Here is an 18038-nt window from a genome sequence, read left to right as displayed (position 1 = left end):
CCTTGTAAGCCCCAACATTTGGGGGCCTAATAGGTGGCCTGTCCGGTTCGGTCAAAAAAAGGCCCCCAACCATGGAAGCGACAATAGACAGCAAGGCGCTATATGCCCTGCAACCGAAGCCCAAGCCGTACAAGACAGCCATAGGCCACGGCCTGTATTTGCTGACCAAACCGAACGGCTCGAAGCTATGGCGGCTCAAGTATTACTTCGAACGACGCGAACAGACGCTTTCGATTGGAGCCTTCCCTGCCGTTAGCCTCGCTCAAGCTATCAAGGCCAGCGACGCCGCACGCGCCGCACTCAAGAGCGGCACCAACCCGAACGCGGCCCGTAAAGCTGAGCGCGCCGAGCGCAGCCAACAAAGGGCACGCGCCAAAGCCTTTCGCCTCGTCATGTCGCTGGATCACGCGCTGACCATCGAGACACCCCGCCAAATTCTTAGCCTGACGCCCGAGCAGACCGCCGCCGTGCGCGCCTTCCTGCTGGCCACACCGGAGGGCACCAGCCATGCCGCTGACTGATAGCGCCATCAAGACAGCCAAGCCAAAGGAAAAGCCGTTCAAGCTGAGCGACGGGCACGGGCTGTATCTGGAGGTCACGCCCACCGGCTCTAAGCTGTGGCGCCTCAAGTACCGAATTGCCGGGAAAGAAAAGAAGCTCGCCATCGGCGCATATCCTGCCGTGTCTCTACAACAAGCCCGCCAGAGGCGCGCAGAGGCACGCGAGCTGCTAGCCCAAGGGGTTGACCCTAGCGCAGAGAAAAAAGCCGCCAAACAAGCGCAACGGGCCGATGGCGTGACATTCGAGACGCTGGCGCGGGAGTGGTACGCCTACAACGCGCCACGCTGGGCCGAAAGCACCGCCTACAAGGCGAAGCTGTACATGGAAAACGACCTGATACCCGGCATCGGTGCGCGCCCGGTTAAAGCCATCACCCGCCCGGAGCTGGTCGAGCTGGTGCGTAAGGTCGAAGCGCGTGGCACGCTGAACGCCGCTGGCAAGATTCGCCAATGGCTACACCAGATATTCCGCTACGGCCTAGCGAAAGGCGCAGTCGAAGCCAACCCGGCCACCGATCTGGACGTGGTAGCCGCACCGCCGAAAGCCACCCGGCACCATCCGCACGTTGCGTTTGCCGAACTGCCTGAGCTGCTGGGCAAGATCGAATCGACCACGCTCAACACGCTGACCCGCTGCGCCATCCGCTTGCTGGTGCTGACAGCCGTTCGCCCTGGGGAGCTGCGCCAGGCGCCTTGGGCTGAGTTCGACCTGGACGGCGCGACCTGGACCATTCCAAAAGCGCGCATGAAAGCCCGCCGCCCGCATGTGGTGCCCCTGCCCCGCCAAGCCGTTGCGATCCTGCGCCAGCTCAAGGAAATCACGGGCGATTACCCGCTAGTGTTTGCCGGGCAGCAGAACCCAGACCGGCCAATGTCTGAAAACACGATTAACAAGGCGCTGCGCCTGATGGGCTACGAAGGCCGCCAGACCGGCCACGGCTTCCGTCACTTGCTGAGTACCGAACTCAACGGACGCGGCTACAACCGCGACTGGATCGAGCGCCAGCTAGCCCACGGCGACAACGACGAAATCCGCGACACCTACAACCACGCCACCTACCTGGAGCAGCGCCGGGAAATGATGCAAGCCTGGGCTGATTCAATAGACGCGCTATGTGCTGGCGCCAATGTGGTGAGCATCAAGCGCAAGGCTTAACGGTTTTGGCTGGCCTAGCTCGACGGAGCGAAAAGCGGACTTCCCACCCGCCTGGTCAGCCGATCTATTTGGTAAGTGGGGCGCCTGGGAGGGCGGCGAATGGCATACATACCGAAGCGGGTCCTGTACGACGAATTTTCCGAAGAAGGGGTTTACGGAGTAACGGCACGTCAGGCGCTGGAAGCTGCAATTGACGGCTTGCTGCCGGCCTACCACCTGGTTTTTTCTCCGGTCACTCTTTATGAGTACACCCGAGGCGCCCCAGACCCGCTCACCAGAAATTACAAGAAATGGCACGGGCTAACTGTCCGGGTTCCTCTAGGCGTTCTCTATACCTTGAACTTCTATCCTGAGCATTGCTTCCGAGACGATGAAGGAAATGCATCTGCCGTGATTGTATCGGGGCCTCTCGGTACTCCAGATATGCATCCTGCAGTACCGGTCAGTGATGAGTATTTGCTGTGGCCTGAAGGGAAACCCGTAACCTTTGACCGCTCTCGCCTATTCTTCTTGCGGGAAGATTTGGAAAGTTTCGCTAACGGTACGAGCTGCCAAGTTGCAGACAGCAAAATTGCAAGCAGCGCCGCTGGCCAGCAGGTCATTGAACTTGAAAAGCCGTCTCATTCGTTACTGATTGCCGCCCTTTTGGAGCTTCTGAAAAAGCCCAGACCGACCGCGCTAAACCAGGAGGGGGTCAAGAGCCTGTTATTGGAGCAGTACAGCTGGCGCGGGCTGCGCAAACGCAACTTAGAAACCATGTTCGCAGCGGCCAACCGGGCCTCAGAAGAGGCTCGAAAAGCCACCGAATAACAGAGCCGCAATTGCGGTTTTCTGTTCCGCAGTTGCGGTTACTTACGCCCTTTCGCTGTATTGAATGCCAATCGTGTTCAACAAAGCCCAAGAGGCAACACGATATGGCCGCACATACCAACCCCGTCCAACTTCCCCGCCGCTTCATCAAGCTGGCCCAAGTGAAGGAGTACACCAGCCTTTCCACATCCGAAATTTACCGGCGCATTGCTGCCGGAACCTTCCCGAAACAGGTAAAGCTGGGGCCGAAATCGAGCTGTTTTGTTGAGTCGGAAGTCTTGGCCTGGTGCGAGCAGATGGCCGCACAGCGCGAGGTGGCCTGAAATGAAAAAGGCCACCCGTTCCGAAGAACTGAGCAGCCTGTCGCACGGCCAGCATAACACCTCCCCCACCTTGCTGGCGTCCGTGCTGGCATACCTGATTTTCGATGGATCGCTGAACAAGTACGAAGCCGCCAAGCAGTTGGGCGACTGGAGTTTGCACAGCACCATTTCCGATCTGGCGAACAAGTACGGGCTGAGCATCAAGCGCACCCCGGAGAAGGTTTTGCGCGCTCGCAATCCCGTCACCCGCTACAGCATCACCGAAGGCCACCGCCGCCACGCCCGTGACGTTCTGGTGAAGCTGGAGCAGCGCAAGAAGGGGGCCGAATGATGATTACCTTCCCCACCCTTGCCAGCCAGCACCAGCGGCGCTATGGTTCGCCCGTCACGGTCAATCCCGTGGCCGGGCGTAGGAACCCGAACAACGAAAGGCGCACAAGCGCCAAAGCCAACATGGGCGCTTTTTTGTTGCCTGTGTTTTATGGCGGCTGTGCGCGGGCACGCTTCGGCGTGGCCGGTGCCCTTTCGTGCCGGTTTCCTACCCCGCGTACAGCTGCCACCCCAGCCCGTAGGAAGGCCGGTGGCAGTTCCCCAACGAAAGGAGCTGCAACCATGCAAACCACCCGCAATCCGTCCACCCATGCCGCCGCCTGGAAGGCCCGCGCCTTCGCTGCGCTGCGTTCCGATTCGTCCCTGTCCGTTCGTCTGCGCCGCTACAACGAAGCGATGGCCCGCGCCCGTTCCCTGGAAACCGTAGGGGGTGTGCAATGAGCAGTCGCATCGCCGCTATGGCCAGCATCGCAGACGACGCAATCGAGCAGGTCCGCTATGGGCAGGAGCACGCCCGATGGCTCGCCGCCCTGATGACTGCGATTCACCTAGAGCTTGAGCCAAGCCCCGCGCTGCTGAAGGCACGCGCAAGGCGTGTGCAGGATTTGGCCAGCTTGGGGCAGTACCTGGCCGACGATCTGGCTAACTACATGGATTGCCGCGCCAGTGAGCTGCAAGAGAAGGCCGACGCCGTAGGGGGTGCCCAATGAGCGCCGTCTGCTGGAGTCACCTGCTACCCGACCCTTTGCGCATGGGCCGTCTGTCCACTGATGATCTGGACGCCATCGAGCGCACCGCTGAATGCGAGGCGCTGACCGTGGCCCACGGCATCGCCGCAATCGGTGAGCTGCTGGCCTGGACTGCCGACGCTGGCGAGCTATCCAACGATACCGCCCGCAATATCGGCTGGCTTATCAACTCACTCGGCACGCTTAGCGGCAGGCTCGCTGACGTAGCGAACGGCGCTGAGTACGAGCTGGAGCGCCGCAAGGCCACCGCACCGACCCCGAGCGCAGAGGGCTAACACGATGACCATTCAAAACGGCGCCTGCGCGCCGAGGGGATCGGCTTGCCTGGAGAAAGCTGAATTGGCCTTCCGCGACGCGCTGCAAGCCACGTTCGGGCCGCTGGATTGGCTGCCAGTAGCAGACGGCACCATTCACCGTTTCCGCGTGCCAGACGACAAGCCCGGCACGCTCAACGGCTGGTATGTCTTGCACCTGGACGGCATCGCGTCTGGTGCGTTCGGTAGCTGGAAGGCGGGAGGTTCGAGCACCTGGAGCAGCCGCAAACCAGCCGATCCGATGGAGGCCGAATTGATCCGCCAGCGGGTTGAGCAGGCCCGCCACCAGCGCGAAGCGGAGCAGCACCAGCGACAGCAGACGGCAGCCATCGAGGCACAACGGCTGTGGAGCACCAGCGCCACGGCTGATCCGCATCACCCTTACCTGATCGCCAAAGGCTGCCAGCCGCACGGCCTGCGCCAGCGCGGCGACGTTCTGCTGGTGCCGCTCTACCTGGGGCGCGTACTGGTCAACCTGCAACGCATCGCAGCGGACGGCGGCAAGCGGTTTCTGTCCGGGGGCCGGGTGAAGGGCTGCTATTCGCCCATCGGCACACTGGAGCCAGGCCAGCCGCTGTACGTCTGCGAAGGCTGGGCAACCGGCGCAACCATCCATGCCGAAACCGGCGCCGCCGTGGCCTGCGCCATGAATGCGGGCAACCTGCTGGAAGTCGGGCGCCAGCTTCAACGGCACCACCCGGACAGCCCGTTGATTATCGCGGGGGATGACGACCGCCAGACCGAAGCCGAGGGCAAGGGGAACCCCGGACGCGCCGCAGCCACCCAAGCCGCCGCCGTCCTGGGCTGCGGACTGGTGCTGCCACCCTTCCCCGCTGATGCCCCGCTGGAGCTTTCCGACTTCAACGACCTAGCCAACTGGAGGGCCGCACAATGAGCGCCGCCATCGTTACCCCGATTGTGCCGGAAGCCGCCGCGCCAGCCATCGAGCGCCCCTGTTACCGGGTGTATGAACACACCATCACATTGGACGGCGTGAAGCTGCGCCCCGGCGTCTGGTATCACGGGCAAAGCCTGGACAAGCAAAGCGGCGAGTATCTGCCGTTCGATGAATGGCTGTGCGGGCCTTTGCACGTCGAAGCCGTCACCCGCAACGAAGGCCAGGACGGCGATTACGGGCGCCTGCTGCGATTCCGCAACGCCGACCGCCGCGAACTGACCTGGGCAATGCCCAACGAGCTATTGGCGGGCAAGCCCGATTCGATCCTGTCCGTTCTGCTGGGCATGGGCCTGGATGTGGACTACCAGCGCCGCGCCAAGGTCTGCCAGTACATCGCCGCGCAATACCCAAAGGATCGCGTGGTAGCGGCCACATCTACCGGCTGGCACACACGCGAACTTTTCATCATGCCGCGCCAGAATATCGGCAAGGGCAAAGCGATATTCCAGAGCGAAGCCGCCAACGGTGACGACTACCGCCAAGGCGGAACGCTGGAAGGCTGGCAAGACAGCATCGGCGCCAAGTGCGAGGGCAATCCGTTGCTGGCGCTCGGCGTCTGCGCATCGCTTGCCGGGCCGCTGCTGTACCACGTTCAACGGCAAGGCGGGGGCTTTCACATCGTCGGTGATTCCAGCACGGGCAAGAGTTCCACCGTTCTGGCCGGGGCTTCGGTATGGGGGAACGGTGAGGACTTCAAGCGCACTTGGCGGGCTACCGGCAACGGGCTGGAAGGCATCGCCAGCCAACGCAATGACACGCTGCTGGCGCTGGATGAGATCGGCGAGGCCGACCCACGGGAGATAGGCGCCGTGGTCTACGCAATGGCGAACGGCACCGGCAAGGCCCGAGCCACCCGCAACGGTTCGGCACGGGCTGCGAAGCGCTGGCGCGTCATGCTGTTTTCATCCGGTGAGCTGGGGCTATCGGCGCTGATGGCCGAAGGTGGCAAGCGCAGCCGGGCCGGGCAGGAAATCCGCCTGCTGGATATACCCGCCCGACGCGCTTTCGGAGCCTGGGACAACTTGCACGGCATGACCGGGGGCCGGGAGTTTTCCGACGCGATCCAGCTCGCCAGTGTGACCCACTACGGGCACGCCGGGCCGCAGTTCATCCGCAAGCTGCTGGAGCTTGGCGAGCAAGACGGCCTGCCCGCGCTGCTGGCGCAGTTCTGCGCGCAATACCCCAGCACCAGCGGACAGGAGAGCCGCGCTGCCGAACGCTTCGCCCTGGTAGCTATGGCGGGGGAGCTGGCTATCAGCTTTGGCATTTTGCCCGTACCGGCTGGAGCCGTCCGTAATGCCATGCTGGAGCTGTTCGAGGTATGGCGAGCAGGCCGGGGGCAAGGCCCAAGCGAGGACCGGCAGATATTGCGCGCCATCGCTGACTTCATCGCCCGCCACGGCGACACCCGGTTTTCATCCGCCGACGATCCCGAAGGCGAAGCTAGGGACCGCGCCGGATATTGGGAGGACAGCCCCACCGGGCGCCTGTACCTGTTCAACCGCCCCGGCCTGGAGGAAGCCGCCAAAGGTTACGACCTGGGGCGCGTGGTGCTGGCACTGGAGTCGGTCGGAGCAATTGCCAAGCGTGAACCGGGCCGCGCTCAAGCCACCAAGCGACTGCCCAGCGGGCGCAAGGAAAAACTGTACTGGATCGACGCCGCCAGGCTGGAGCCGGAACAGTAAACGAACCTTGCATTTTCTGCTGGGGACAGTGGGGACAGCGGGGGCGCCCTAGTGCCGCAAGGGCTAGAGCTGTCCCCACCCGCTGCAAAGGCAAGGGGACAGTGGGGACAGGCCGGGCAATTTGTCCCCTTTGTCCCCACCCACTGACAGGCATAGGGGACAGCTACAGCCCGCGCCGTTACTGGCTGCCCCCTTTGTCCCCTCTGTCCCCACGGCAAAACACGAAAGGAAAGCGAAATGAGCGCACTTCGCCAGCTTGCCGAACACCTGGGGCTATCGAGCGATACGCGACCAGCACCAGCTACCGCACCCGTCCAACCCGCTGCCAACGATCCGCAGCAGCCGACCAGCGCACCAGCACGACCAACCGCACCAGAGGCCACCAGCGAGCCGAAGCGCGCCGCCTGGAGGATCACCCGAGCAGGCCAGCCGATTGGTTACATGGTCGGACAGCCAATGACCTATTCCGAAGCCCTGGCCGCCGCTCGCTGGCGCTGGGCTGATGCCGAACTAGACGGCGCACCAAAGGAGCCAAACCCATGAAAGCCAGCCAGATTCGAGCGCTCGCCAACATAGCCGACAAGCCAGGCGCCAGCGTGAGCACGCAGCTAATTGCCATGCGCCGGGTATGTCGCCTTTTTTGTCATGAGCGCGCAACGATCCACCAAGAGCGCCGCGCCTTGCGCCGGAAAGCCGCCAAGCTGAGAGCCTTTCTGCCATTCACTGCCGCAGCCATTGCCGACCTGGAGCAGCAAGCCAGGGAGCACGAAGCCGAATCGCTGGAGGGCATGAACCGGGCGCTGATCGGGATAGGCCGGGCCGTCCTCCTGCAAAGCGCCAGCACCACGGCGGCGTTGGGCTTCGACCGGCTGTGCGATCTGCTGAGCGTGAACCCCACGCATCGAGCACAAGCGATCCGCGACGGTGACACCGGGCTACACGAACTGGTGTTTATTGCCTGCCTGGAGGACAGCGCAACCGATCACGGCACGGCCTGGGGAGACGGCGGACCGCTGTATCAAGCCTGCCTACTGGCTATGGCTGACTTCATCCGCAACGCACCAGAGGGAGCGCTACCCGATCCGTTCGCACCCGGCGCCCCCTTCGGGCCGAAGCTGCCGCCCGTGCTGCGCGTGGTTTGATCGCAGGCGCCACGGATGGCGCTACCCCCACCCCCGTTAGGTTCTCCCCCGCCCCGGCACCGTCACGGGTGATTCGCGCCCCGCCTTTTCGCTTCATACGGACATTTTCAGACCGCCCCCGCTTCCGGTTCCGCTTTCCGCTGGAAGCCCCGCCAGCGCAACCACCAACGCCGCCATCCACGCGGAAACGACCGGCACCAGTTGGCTATTGGCCAGCACCAGCGCCCGACCTGCGAAGCCTGGAGCGAGACAACGAAACAACAACCAACCCACCAGCCAGCGCCGTATATAGCGAACGGTCACGGCACGAATCACCCGCAATGGGGGCGCCCCCTTGGGAGGACCCAACACCACGGGGAGGGCCGGTTGAAAGTCTGAGCAAGCGCAATGCCCGAACGACGGGGGGAGCCAGATTTTCGCGCCGTCATAATTCAGATTTAAAAACGGGCAATGCGATGGCGCTGTAAATCCCCCTGATTCGGGGCATTTAAAGTGACCCTGAACCACCTTTGCGCCTGACAGCAGGTCACAGGTTCGCAACCGCTTCGCGCAACTGGTTCGCAAAGCCGGTACGCACGGAAACTACGCACTTTCACGCGCACTTTTCACGCACTACCCCGTTTTGGGGAATCGACCCATGAATGCCAGTTAAGTGACCAGTACGCGCGCGAGGCCGAAAGGCTTTTAGGGACTCCGAAAACACCGGAGGGCGATATTGGGGCGAGGTGAACATCGAGATCGCAACAAGGCGAAATGGTAAGGACACTGTATGCCATGAGCAGCGCGTCGCATGCGGCTTGGATCATTCAACCTTATCTGGCAGATTCCAGAGTCAGTTATTCAAAGTCTATGGAGAGGCGAACTATGGAGCTTTACCGGCTAACCGAAGCGGGACGCAAATTGGAGATAGGCTATCGCCGCAACGCACGGATAGCGCTCGAAGCACTCGGACCCACGTTTACTGAGACCAGAGCTATGGACGCACTAGCCGTGCTCGACGCATTCAATATGCTTGGCAAGGGGACACCAGCCAGCTTTTGGCATCGATTCACGGCACAAGGTGCCCACTCGCACAAGACACCGTTTATCGAGCGCGTTTCTGATTGAGATAGGGGCACTTTTCGTTTTGGGGGCATTTTTGGGGGCATCGACAAACTAGCGAACCCAATAAACCTAGCAACTGCGCCGCCTGTAGCAGATGGTTCGGTTCCGTCCCTGGCACCACCTTTCGTTTTCAGGTGGTGTCAGCATCACCCGAAAGCCCACAAGAAGCCCGCCTAGTGCGGGTTTTTTGTTGTCTGCATTTTTTGCCCGTGACCGCCCATAGCCAGCCCTGGCTCACCCCTCATCTTGCATCGCTCGCAGAGATCTGCGCAGCGGCCACCCTTCACCATTTCTTAAATGAGAAATATGCGCATTATCTGCTGACATTGCTTTACGTTTACCTTACATTGCCGCGCCGACCGAAATCACAAATCCAATTCAGGGAGCGCCCACGTGTCTGGTAAATCGAATCTGTACCTGTCTGCTTCGCTGGCAGTCCTTTCTCTCTATGCTCTGCCAAGCCTCGCCGAAGACGCCAAGGAGCTCGAGGCGATCACCATCAGCGCCACGCGCGCAGGCAGCGAGGCGGGCAAGACGCCACAAAAGATTACGGTCATCACGCGCGAGCAGATCGAGCAGCAGCTGGCGATTACCTCCGACCACGGTGCAGTGCTGAGCAACCTGATTCCCTCCTACTCGCCGAGCCGGCAGAAGATGACCAGCGCCGGCGAGACCTTTCGCGGGCGCTCGGCGCTGATTCTGATCGACGGCGTGCCCCAGTCCACGCCGCTGCGCGACAGCCAGCGCGACGGCTATGTGATCGATCTATCGATGGTCGAACGTATCGAAGTGATCCATGGCGCCAGCGCCGAGCATGGCCTGGGCGCGACCGGCGGGATCATCAACTACGTCACCCGCCGTCCGGCCAGCGGAACGCTGCGCCAGCACGCCGGCGTGAGCGTCACCGCACCAGGCGACTACGATTCGGAAGGCCTGGGCTACAAGCTCGATTACCGTGTCGAAGGTACCCAGGGCAACCTCGACTACCTCGCCTCGGCCAGCTGGCAGACCCAGGGCATGTTCTACGACGCCCATGGCGACCTCATCGGAGTCGACGATACGCAGGGCGACGTGATGGACTCGACCAGCCACGACCTGCTGCTCAAGCTGGGCTATTGGCTGGACGACAATCAGAGCCTCGGTCTGATGATCAACCGCTATCAGGTCGAGGGTGAGCACGACTATGTGAACGTTCCGGGCGATGCCGACGCCGGAATTCCGGCCACTTCGCGCAAGGGCGAACCGCTCGGCAAGGCGCCGCAGAATGAAGTGCTGGCCACCAGCCTGACGTACAAGAATGCGGACTTCCATGGCAACGAATTGGGCCTACAGCTTTACAGCCAGCGCTTCCGCGCCCGCTTCGGCGGCGGCTACAACGGCACCTTCCAGGACGCCGCCATCGCGCCGCTGGGCACCTTGTTCGATCAGTCGCAGAACGAGTCCGACAAGTTCGGCGGCAAGCTGACGCTGAGCCGCGACGGCCTGCTGGACAACCACCTCAAACTCACTGGCGGTCTGGACGTGCTGCAGGACACGACCAGCCAGCAGCTGATCCTGACCGACCGCGAATGGGTGCCGGAAACCGTGTTCCGCAACTATGCGCCGTTCCTTCAGGCAGAGATCCGCGCGCTCGAGCAACTGACCCTCTTTGCCGGGGTGCGGCATGAGTTCGCCGAGCTCGAGGTCGACAGTTTCCGCACCATCGCCTCGACCAACCGCCCGCTGGGTGGCGTCGCGGTCGAAGGCGGCCAGCCCAACTTCGAGGAAACCCTCTACAACGCCGGCCTGGTCTGGCAAATGAATGACTGGGCGCAGCTGTTCGCCAACTACTCGGAAGGCTTCGGCATGCCCGACGTCGGCCGCGTACTGCGCGGCATCGGCACACCAGGCACCCGCGTGGACGAGTTCCTCGACCTGCAGCCGATCGTGACCGAGAACCGCGAAGTCGGCCTGCGTCTGAATCACGGCCCGTTCGACGCCGAGATCAGTTACTACGAATCGGACGCCGATCTGGGCTCGCGCCTGAACAGCGTTGGCGGCGTCTATCAGGTCCGCCGCGAGCGGACCGAAATCGACGGCATCGAATTCACCGGCGGCTGGCAGGTCAACGAGGCGCATCGCCTGAAGCTCAGTTATGCCCAGGTCAACGGCCAGTCGGACACTGACGGTGACGGCAAGGTCGATACCGATCTCGATGGTGCGAACATTTCACCGGATCGCTATGGCCTGAGCTGGCAGGCCAACTGGAACGACAATCTGCACAGCCTGCTGCAGGCCAACCACTATGCCAGCCGTAGCTTCGACACGCCGGGTCTTGAATTCGATGGCTACACACTCGTGGATGCCTCGCTCGGCTATCGCCTGCCGATCGGCGAAGTCAGCCTGGGCATAGAGAACCTGTTCAACCGCGACTACCTGACCTACTACACCCAGGCAGCCAACAGCGGATCGGACGTCACGCGTAACGGCCGGGTGTTCAACGGCCGTGGCCGCACGTTCACGCTCGGCTATCAGGTCAGCTTCTGACCGACCGCCGGTTCTCGTCTGGTGCTATAGCGACACGCGAGAACCGATCTTGGCGGCGCGCAAGCGGCCTTACGCTATGCTCTGCGGGGAGGGTCAGGAGGCCTGGTTTTCAACAGGAGCATGCCGTGCGGAGCGTTGCCTCGACGATTCTGGCCGGGATGGCACTCATCCTGGCCATGCCCGCGGGAGCCTGGCAATTCGTGACCGAGGATTTCCCGCCGTTCACCTACCCGGCCACGCACAGCGCACCAGGCAGCGCCGATGCCGCAGGCGCAGGTCCGATGGCCGAGGTGGTCCAGGCTGTCTGCGCCAGGCTGGCGCGGCCCTGCTCGATCACCGTCTACCCTTGGCGCCGCGCTCTGGCGCTGGCCGAGGCCGGCCAGGTCGACGGGATATTCACGGTCATTCGCTCACCGCAGCGCGAACAGGCCTTCCACGTCTCGCGCATGCTGGTGACCTCGCACTATGGCCTCTATGGCTTGAACGGCAGCGCCTTCGTCTATCACCAGCCGATGGATCTGGCCGGGCGCACGCTGGGGGTCTACGGCCCCTCGGGCACCTCCATCGTGCTCCGCGAGCAGGTGCGCGACGTACCGGACGTGCACCTGCAGCTGGTCGCCGACAACCGCCGGCTGTTACAGATGCTTGCCGCCGGCCGCTTTGGCGCGGACGGCCTCGCCGCGGTCAATCAGGATGTCGCCTGGCACCTGATCGATGAACTGCAGCTGGACAATCTGCGCGAAGTCGGCGTACTGGCGACCGTTTCCTATGGCATCGGGCTGTCGCGCAAACGCGTCGGGCAAGCCGAGTTCCAGCGCTTTGCCGATGCGCTGGCCACCGCCATGGCCGACGGCAGCGTGGCGGCCATTCTGCGGCGCTATCAACTCGAACCGGCGGACTAGTTCGGCACTCACCAGGCAAAAAAGCTGAATCATTGGCCGCTTGCGACCGTCTATCTGAAGAGGCGTTCTGCCAGCGCCACTTCAGCCGACCGACCTGGAGACAGCCCCATGGATAGAAAACTACCCAAGGCCATCATCGTCTATCCGGTGTTCATTCCCGCCGTCGCGATCACTCTGCTGCTGGTGATCGGAACAATCAGCAACCCGAGCCTCGCCGCGCAGACCTTCGATGCCGTACTCGCCTACATCACCCGCTCGTTCGGCTGGTTCTACATGCTTTCGGTGGCGTTCTTCCTGATCTTCATCGTCGGCATTGCGCTCACCAAATGGGGCAACATCAAGCTCGGCCCGGACCATGCCGAGCCGCAGTACAGCTTCCCCGCCTGGTTCGCCATGCTGTTTTCCGCCGGCTACGGAATCGCCCTGCTGTTCTTCGGCGTCGCCGAGCCGGTACTGCATTACTCGACACCGCCGGCCGGTGCACCGGAAACCGTGGACGCGGCCAAGCAGGCCATGCAGATCGCATTCTTCCACTGGGGTTTCCATATCTGGGGCATCTTCGGCATCGTCGGCCTGGCGCTGGCCTATTTCGCCTTTCGTCACGGCTTGCCGTTGTCGCTGCGCTCGGCGCTCTATCCGCTGATCGGCGACCGGATCTATGGGCCGATCGGCCACTTCGTCGATGTACTGGTGATCCTCGGCACACTGTTCGGCATCGCCACCACGCTGGGCCTGTCGGTCACCCAGATCAACGCCGGCCTGAATTACCTGTGGCCCAGCATTCCGGTAAGCGAGTGGGTACAGGTGGTGGCGATCGTCATCATCACGCTGATGGCCATCGCCTCGGTGGTCGCCGGGCTCGACAAGGGCGTGAAAAACCTTTCGCTGCTCAACATCCTGCTCGCTACCCTGCTGATGCTGTTCGTGCTCGCGGTCGGGCCGACCATCTTCATTCTCGAAACCTTCCTGCAGAACACCGGCAGCTACCTGAACAATATCGTCGAGCGCACCTTCAACCTGCAGGCCTACAGCCGCAGCGACTGGATCGGCAACTGGACGCTGTTCATCTTCGGCTGGACGATCTCCTGGTCGCCTTTCGTCGGCCTGTTCATCGCCAAGATCAGCCGCGGCCGCACGATCCGCCAGTTCGTCTTCGGCGTGATGATCGTGCCGACGCTGTTCACCTTCTTCTGGTTCTCGGTGTTCGGCGACACCGCCCTGCACCTGATCATGGTCGAGGGCTATACGGCGTTAATCCAGGAGGTCCAGGCCGACCATGCCATCGCCCTGTTCAAGCTGTTCGAACAGCTGCCGCTGAGCGCCTTCGCCTCGCTGCTGGCGGTGATCCTGATCGTCACCTTCTTTGTGACGTCCTCGGACTCCGGCTCGCTGGTCATCGACTCGATCGCCGCTGGCGGCGCGGCGCAGACGCCCGTCTGGCAGCGCGTGTTCTGGGCCAGCATCGAAGGCCTGGTCGCCGCAACGCTGCTGCTCGCCGGCGGGCTCAGCGCATTGCAGACCATGGCCATCACCAGCGGCCTGCCGTTCTGCGTTCTGATGATGCTGATCGCGCTCGGCATGTGGCGCGCGCTGGTGATCGAAGGCCACCAGCTCAACCTGCAATCGCAGGCGCAGGGCGGCCGGCTCAGCGCGACCGGGCCAGGCGTCTGGAAGCGCCGCCTGGCCGGCCTGGTGAATTTCCCGGCGCGTGAGGAAGTCGAGGCGTTCATGGGCTCGACGGTGCTCAAGGCCATGCGCCGCGTGCAACGCGGCCTCGTCGAACAGGGCTGGCCCGCCGAAGTGCACGTCGACGAGCAGAATGCGCGGCTGTATCTGGAGGTGATCAAGGACGACCAGCTGGATTTCATCTACGAAATCCGCCTGATGAGCTACGCCACGCCCTCGTTTGCGCAGCCGACCAGTGCCGACGGCGACGAGCATTACTATCGCGCCGAGGTGTTCCTGCGCCGTGGCGGCCAGTCCTACGACATCTATGGCTATGACCAGCAGGACATCATCAGCGACATCCTCGATCAGTTCGAGAAGTACCTGCACTTCCTACACATTTCACCCGGCAGCCTGCCCTGGCGCATGGAAGAGCACGACGAGATGCTCAACAACGAGGCACAACAGCCTGCGCGCTGAACCGTTGCCGGGCGTTTTTCTCGACCGTTCGGACAGTTTGGCGGGTTGGCGTACAAGCTGCGTGATAGGCGCTTTTCGCCGCCTGACTGCGGTCGCAGCGACGCGCTTCGCGCTTGGCGACCGCCCGAGCGCATGCTAGCTTTGCGCCTCGCCAGGATGGCGAGCCGCCCGCCGGAGCGCACACATTCGAAAACCAGGCCACAGGGGCTAGAGCCGGCCTGCACAGAGGAACACGCATGGCCGAGGCCATACCCGCACTGGAAATCCGCAACCTGCACAAGCGCTACGGCGATCTGGAAGTACTCAAAGGCATCTCGCTGACCGCTCGCGATGGCGATGTGATTTCCATCCTTGGCTCTTCGGGCTCCGGCAAGTCCACCTTTCTGCGCTGTATCAACCTCCTGGAAAACCCCAACGAGGGCGAGATCTACGTCGCTGGCGAGCAGCTCAAGCTCAAGCGCGACAAGGCAGGCGATCTGGTCGCGGCCGATGGCAAGCAGCTCAATCGCATCCGCAGCGAATTGGGCTTCGTCTTCCAGAACTTCAATCTCTGGCCGCACATGACGATTCTCGACAACATCATCGAGGCGCCGCGTCGCGTGCTCGGCCAGAGCAAGGCCGAGGCCACCGAGGTGGCCGAGGCGCTGCTGGCCAAGGTCGGCATCGCCGACAAGCGCCACGTCTATCCGAACCAGCTCTCCGGCGGCCAGCAGCAGCGCGCGGCCATCGCCCGCACCCTGGCGATGCAGCCGAAGGTAATCCTCTTCGACGAGCCCACCTCGGCGCTTGACCCGGAGATGGTACAGGAAGTGCTTAGCGTAATCCGGTCGCTCGCCGAGGAAGGCCGGACCATGCTGCTGGTCACCCATGAGATGAATTTCGCCAAGCAGGTCTCCAGCGAGGTGGTATTTCTTCATCAGGGGCTGGTCGAGGAGCACGGAACGCCCGAGCAGGTATTTGACAACCCGCAATCGGCGCGCTGTAAACAATTCATGTCCAGCCATCGTTAACGGAGCAACAACTGCATGAAGAGCTATAAGAAGATCCTGCTGACCGCCGCCGTTTCCCTGGTCCTCGGTGCTCAGGCATTCGCCGCGGAAAAACTCAGAATCGGCACCGAAGGGGCCTACCCACCCTTCAACCTGATCGACGCCAGCGGCAAGGTAGTCGGCTTCGATCTCGATATCGCCCACGCGCTGTGCGCCAAGATGAAGGTCGAGTGCGAAGTGGTCACCTCCGACTGGGACGGCATCATTCCCGCACTGAACGCCGGCAAATTCGACTTCCTCGCCGCCTCCATGTCGGTCACCGAAGAGCGCAAGCAGGCGGTGGACTTCACCGATCACTACTACACCAACAAGCTGCAGTACGTGGCGCCCAAGTCGGTGGACTTCAAGACCGACAAGGACTACCTGGACGGCAAGGTCATCGGCGCCCAGCGGGCCACCATCGCCGGCACCTGGCTGGAAGACAACCTCGACGACGTGGTTGACATCAAGCTCTACGACACCCAGGAAAACGCCTATCTGGACCTTGCTGCCGGACGCGTCGATGGCATCCTCGCCGACACCTTCGTGCAGTGGGAATGGCTCAAGAGCGACGCCGGCAAGGACTTCGAGTTCAAGGGCGAGCCGGTATTCGATGACGACAAGATCGCCATCGCCGTGCGCAAGGGCAACGACGAACTGCGCGAGCGCCTGAACAAGGCTCTGGCCGAAATCATCGCTGACGGCACCTACAAGCAGATCAACGACAAGTACTTCCCGTTCAGCATCTACTGATCCAACCGAACCGAGGCCCGGCATGACGCCAGGCCCCGAGGCAGGCGGCGCCGGTCACAAGCGGGCGCAGACCTCTCTCGGGGCCGGAATGCCGGGCTTCGGTGTTTGAGCGACTATGATTCCCGACCTTCACGGCTTCGGTCCGGCGCTGGCCGCCGGCACCTGGATGACCATTCAACTGGCCCTGGCCTCCCTTGCACTCGGGCTGGTGCTCGGCCTGCTCGGCGCCTTGGCCAAGACCTCACCGCTCAGCGCGTTACGCTGGCTGGGCGGCACCTATTCGACGATCGTTCGCGGCGTACCCGAGCTGCTCTGGGTGCTGCTGATCTACTTCGGTACCATCGGCCTGGTACGCGCGATTGGCGAGCTGTTCGGCATCGAGAACCTGGCGCTCAGCCCGTTCGTCGCCGGCACCATCGCCCTCGGCCTGTGCTTCGGCGCCTATGCCACCGAAGTGTTTCGCGGCGCGTTGCTGGCGATTCCCAAGGGCCATCGTGAGGCCGGCCTGGCGCTCGGTCTGGGCAAGCGGCGCATTTTCCTGCGCCTGATCCTGCCGCAGATGTGGCGCCTGGCGCTGCCCGGCCTGGGCAACCTGTTCATGATCCTGATGAAGGACACCGCGCTGGTCTCGGTAATCGGTCTCGAAGAGATCATGCGCCAGTCGCAGATCGCCGTGACCGCGAGCAAGGAGCCATTCACCTTCTTCCTCGTCGCCGCCTTCATCTACCTGTGCCTGACCATCCTGGCGATGACCGGCATGCATTTCCTGGAAAAACGCGCCGGCCGCGGCTTCGTGAGGAGCGCCACATGAGTTGGGACCTCTTCATCAAGTGGCTGCCGAGCTTTCTCGAAGGCGCCTGGCTGACGCTACAGCTGGTGGGCATCTCGGTGATCGCCGGGTTGATCTTCGCCTTACCCCTGGGCATCGCGCGGGCCTCGCGGCATTTCCCGGTGCGCGCCCTGCCCTATGCCTACATCTTTTTCTTTCGTGGCACGCCGCTACTGGTCCAGCTGTTTCTCGTCTACTACGGCATGGCGCAGTTCGACGCGGTGCGCCAGAGCGCGCTCTGGCCGTACCTGCGCGACCCGTACTGGTGCGCGATCATCACCATGACCATGCACACCGCCGCCTATATCGCCGAGATCATTCGCGGCGCGATCCAGAACGTGCCGCACGGAGAGATCGAGGCCGCACGGGCGCTGGGCATGTCGCGCAGCCAGGCGCTGTTGCACATCATCCTGCCGCGCGCCACGCGCATCGGCCTGCCTGCGTACAGCAACGAGGTGATCCTGATGCTCAAGGCCAGCGCCCTGGCCAGCACCATCACCCTGCTGGAACTGACCGGCATGGCCCGCAAGATCGCCGCGCGCACCTACATGCATGAGGAAATGTTCCTCACCGCCGGCCTGATCTACCTGGTGATCGCCTTCATCCTCATGCAGGGTTTCAAGGCACTCGAGCGCTGGCTGCGGGTCGACGCCTGCCAGGGGCGCTGACCGGCACCGGCTGCTGTGCAGCCGGGCGCACCGTTTCATGCCGGCGCTCGGGCGAA

The 18038-nt window shown here is 62.8% G+C and carries 19 protein-coding genes; 18 read left to right on the top strand and 1 reads right to left on the bottom strand.

Annotated elements, in window-relative coordinates; all coding sequences use genetic code 11:
- Positions 1 to 71: 71 nt before the first annotated feature.
- The 11 genes from CL52_RS01070 to CL52_RS01025 all read left to right on the top strand — a co-directional run bounded on the left by CL52_RS01070 (position 72) and on the right by CL52_RS01025 (position 8027).
- The gene (locus CL52_RS01070; protein ID WP_041108787.1) at positions 72 to 521 is read left to right on the top strand and encodes an Arm DNA-binding domain-containing protein; all 450 of its coding nucleotides are present in this window, start codon (positions 72 to 74) and stop codon (positions 519 to 521) included.
- Positions 508 to 1716 (top strand): tyrosine-type recombinase/integrase, encoded by a 1209-nt coding sequence (locus CL52_RS01065; RefSeq protein ID WP_041108789.1) that lies wholly within the window; start codon positions 508 to 510, stop codon positions 1714 to 1716. The genes CL52_RS01070 and CL52_RS01065 overlap by 14 nt, the downstream gene beginning before the upstream one ends.
- A gap of 99 nt (positions 1717 to 1815) precedes the next feature.
- Positions 1816 to 2526, top strand: coding sequence for a hypothetical protein (locus tag CL52_RS01060; protein ID WP_041108791.1), 711 nt, complete (start codon positions 1816 to 1818; stop codon positions 2524 to 2526).
- Positions 2527 to 2630: 104 nt separating this feature from the next.
- Positions 2631 to 2849, top strand: coding sequence for a helix-turn-helix transcriptional regulator (locus CL52_RS01055; protein WP_041108793.1), 219 nt, complete (start codon positions 2631 to 2633; stop codon positions 2847 to 2849).
- Position 2850: 1 nt separating this feature from the next.
- Positions 2851 to 3180, top strand: coding sequence for a hypothetical protein (locus tag CL52_RS01050; RefSeq protein WP_052264502.1), 330 nt, complete (start codon positions 2851 to 2853; stop codon positions 3178 to 3180).
- Positions 3181 to 3461: 281 nt separating this feature from the next.
- Complete coding sequence (locus CL52_RS21275) at positions 3462 to 3620, top strand: hypothetical protein (protein WP_167134062.1); 159 nt, start codon at positions 3462 to 3464, stop codon at positions 3618 to 3620.
- The gene (locus tag CL52_RS01045) at positions 3617 to 3889 is read left to right on the top strand and encodes a hypothetical protein (RefSeq protein WP_041108795.1); all 273 of its coding nucleotides are present in this window, start codon (positions 3617 to 3619) and stop codon (positions 3887 to 3889) included. The genes CL52_RS21275 and CL52_RS01045 overlap by 4 nt, the downstream gene beginning before the upstream one ends.
- Positions 3886 to 4203: a hypothetical protein gene (locus CL52_RS01040; RefSeq protein WP_041108797.1), complete on the top strand. Its 318-nt coding sequence runs from the start codon at positions 3886 to 3888 to the stop codon at positions 4201 to 4203. Before CL52_RS01045 ends, CL52_RS01040 begins: the two co-directional genes overlap by 4 nt.
- Positions 4204 to 4207: 4 nt before the next feature.
- The gene (locus CL52_RS01035; protein ID WP_052264501.1) at positions 4208 to 5137 is read left to right on the top strand and encodes a toprim domain-containing protein; all 930 of its coding nucleotides are present in this window, start codon (positions 4208 to 4210) and stop codon (positions 5135 to 5137) included.
- Complete coding sequence (locus CL52_RS01030; RefSeq protein ID WP_041108799.1) at positions 5134 to 6885, top strand: DUF927 domain-containing protein; 1752 nt, start codon at positions 5134 to 5136, stop codon at positions 6883 to 6885. The genes CL52_RS01035 and CL52_RS01030 overlap by 4 nt, the downstream gene beginning before the upstream one ends.
- Positions 6886 to 7424: 539 nt before the next feature.
- On the top strand, positions 7425 to 8027 hold the full coding sequence (locus CL52_RS01025; protein WP_041108801.1) for a hypothetical protein: 603 nt from the start codon (positions 7425 to 7427) through the stop codon (positions 8025 to 8027).
- Between the two features lie 93 nt (positions 8028 to 8120).
- Here the strand turns inward: CL52_RS01025 and CL52_RS20970 are convergent, their stop codons facing one another.
- On the bottom strand, positions 8121 to 8330 hold the full coding sequence (locus CL52_RS20970) for a hypothetical protein (RefSeq protein ID WP_139048001.1): 210 nt from the start codon (positions 8328 to 8330) through the stop codon (positions 8121 to 8123).
- A gap of 1194 nt (positions 8331 to 9524) precedes the next feature.
- Here CL52_RS20970 and CL52_RS01020 point away from each other — a divergent pair.
- The 7 genes from CL52_RS01020 to CL52_RS00990 all read left to right on the top strand — a co-directional run bounded on the left by CL52_RS01020 (position 9525) and on the right by CL52_RS00990 (position 17982).
- Positions 9525 to 11657: a TonB-dependent receptor gene (locus CL52_RS01020; RefSeq protein ID WP_041108805.1), complete on the top strand. Its 2133-nt coding sequence runs from the start codon at positions 9525 to 9527 to the stop codon at positions 11655 to 11657.
- A gap of 158 nt (positions 11658 to 11815) precedes the next feature.
- Positions 11816 to 12559: a substrate-binding periplasmic protein gene (locus CL52_RS01015; RefSeq protein WP_043222848.1), complete on the top strand. Its 744-nt coding sequence runs from the start codon at positions 11816 to 11818 to the stop codon at positions 12557 to 12559.
- Positions 12560 to 12667: 108 nt separating this feature from the next.
- Entirely contained in the window at positions 12668 to 14704 is a 2037-nt protein-coding gene (locus tag CL52_RS01010) for a BCCT family transporter (RefSeq protein WP_043217903.1), read from the top strand.
- Between the two features lie 236 nt (positions 14705 to 14940).
- On the top strand, positions 14941 to 15714 hold the full coding sequence (locus CL52_RS01005) for an ABC transporter ATP-binding protein (protein WP_041108811.1): 774 nt from the start codon (positions 14941 to 14943) through the stop codon (positions 15712 to 15714).
- 15 nt (positions 15715 to 15729) lie between these two features.
- Positions 15730 to 16485, top strand: coding sequence for an ABC transporter substrate-binding protein (locus tag CL52_RS01000; protein WP_041108813.1), 756 nt, complete (start codon positions 15730 to 15732; stop codon positions 16483 to 16485).
- Positions 16486 to 16600: 115 nt separating this feature from the next.
- The gene (locus CL52_RS00995) at positions 16601 to 17296 is read left to right on the top strand and encodes an ABC transporter permease (protein WP_041108814.1); all 696 of its coding nucleotides are present in this window, start codon (positions 16601 to 16603) and stop codon (positions 17294 to 17296) included.
- Positions 17293 to 17982, top strand: coding sequence for an ABC transporter permease (locus tag CL52_RS00990; protein WP_043217900.1), 690 nt, complete (start codon positions 17293 to 17295; stop codon positions 17980 to 17982). The genes CL52_RS00995 and CL52_RS00990 overlap by 4 nt, the downstream gene beginning before the upstream one ends.
- Positions 17983 to 18038: the final 56 nt, after the last annotated feature.

The sequence above is a fragment of the Stutzerimonas balearica DSM 6083 genome (assembly GCF_000818015.1).
In the GTDB taxonomy this organism is placed as follows: domain Bacteria; phylum Pseudomonadota; class Gammaproteobacteria; order Pseudomonadales; family Pseudomonadaceae; genus Stutzerimonas; species Stutzerimonas balearica.
The sequence above is the reverse complement of the archived record's forward strand: the minus strand, read 5'-3'. Positions and strand labels throughout refer to the sequence as shown.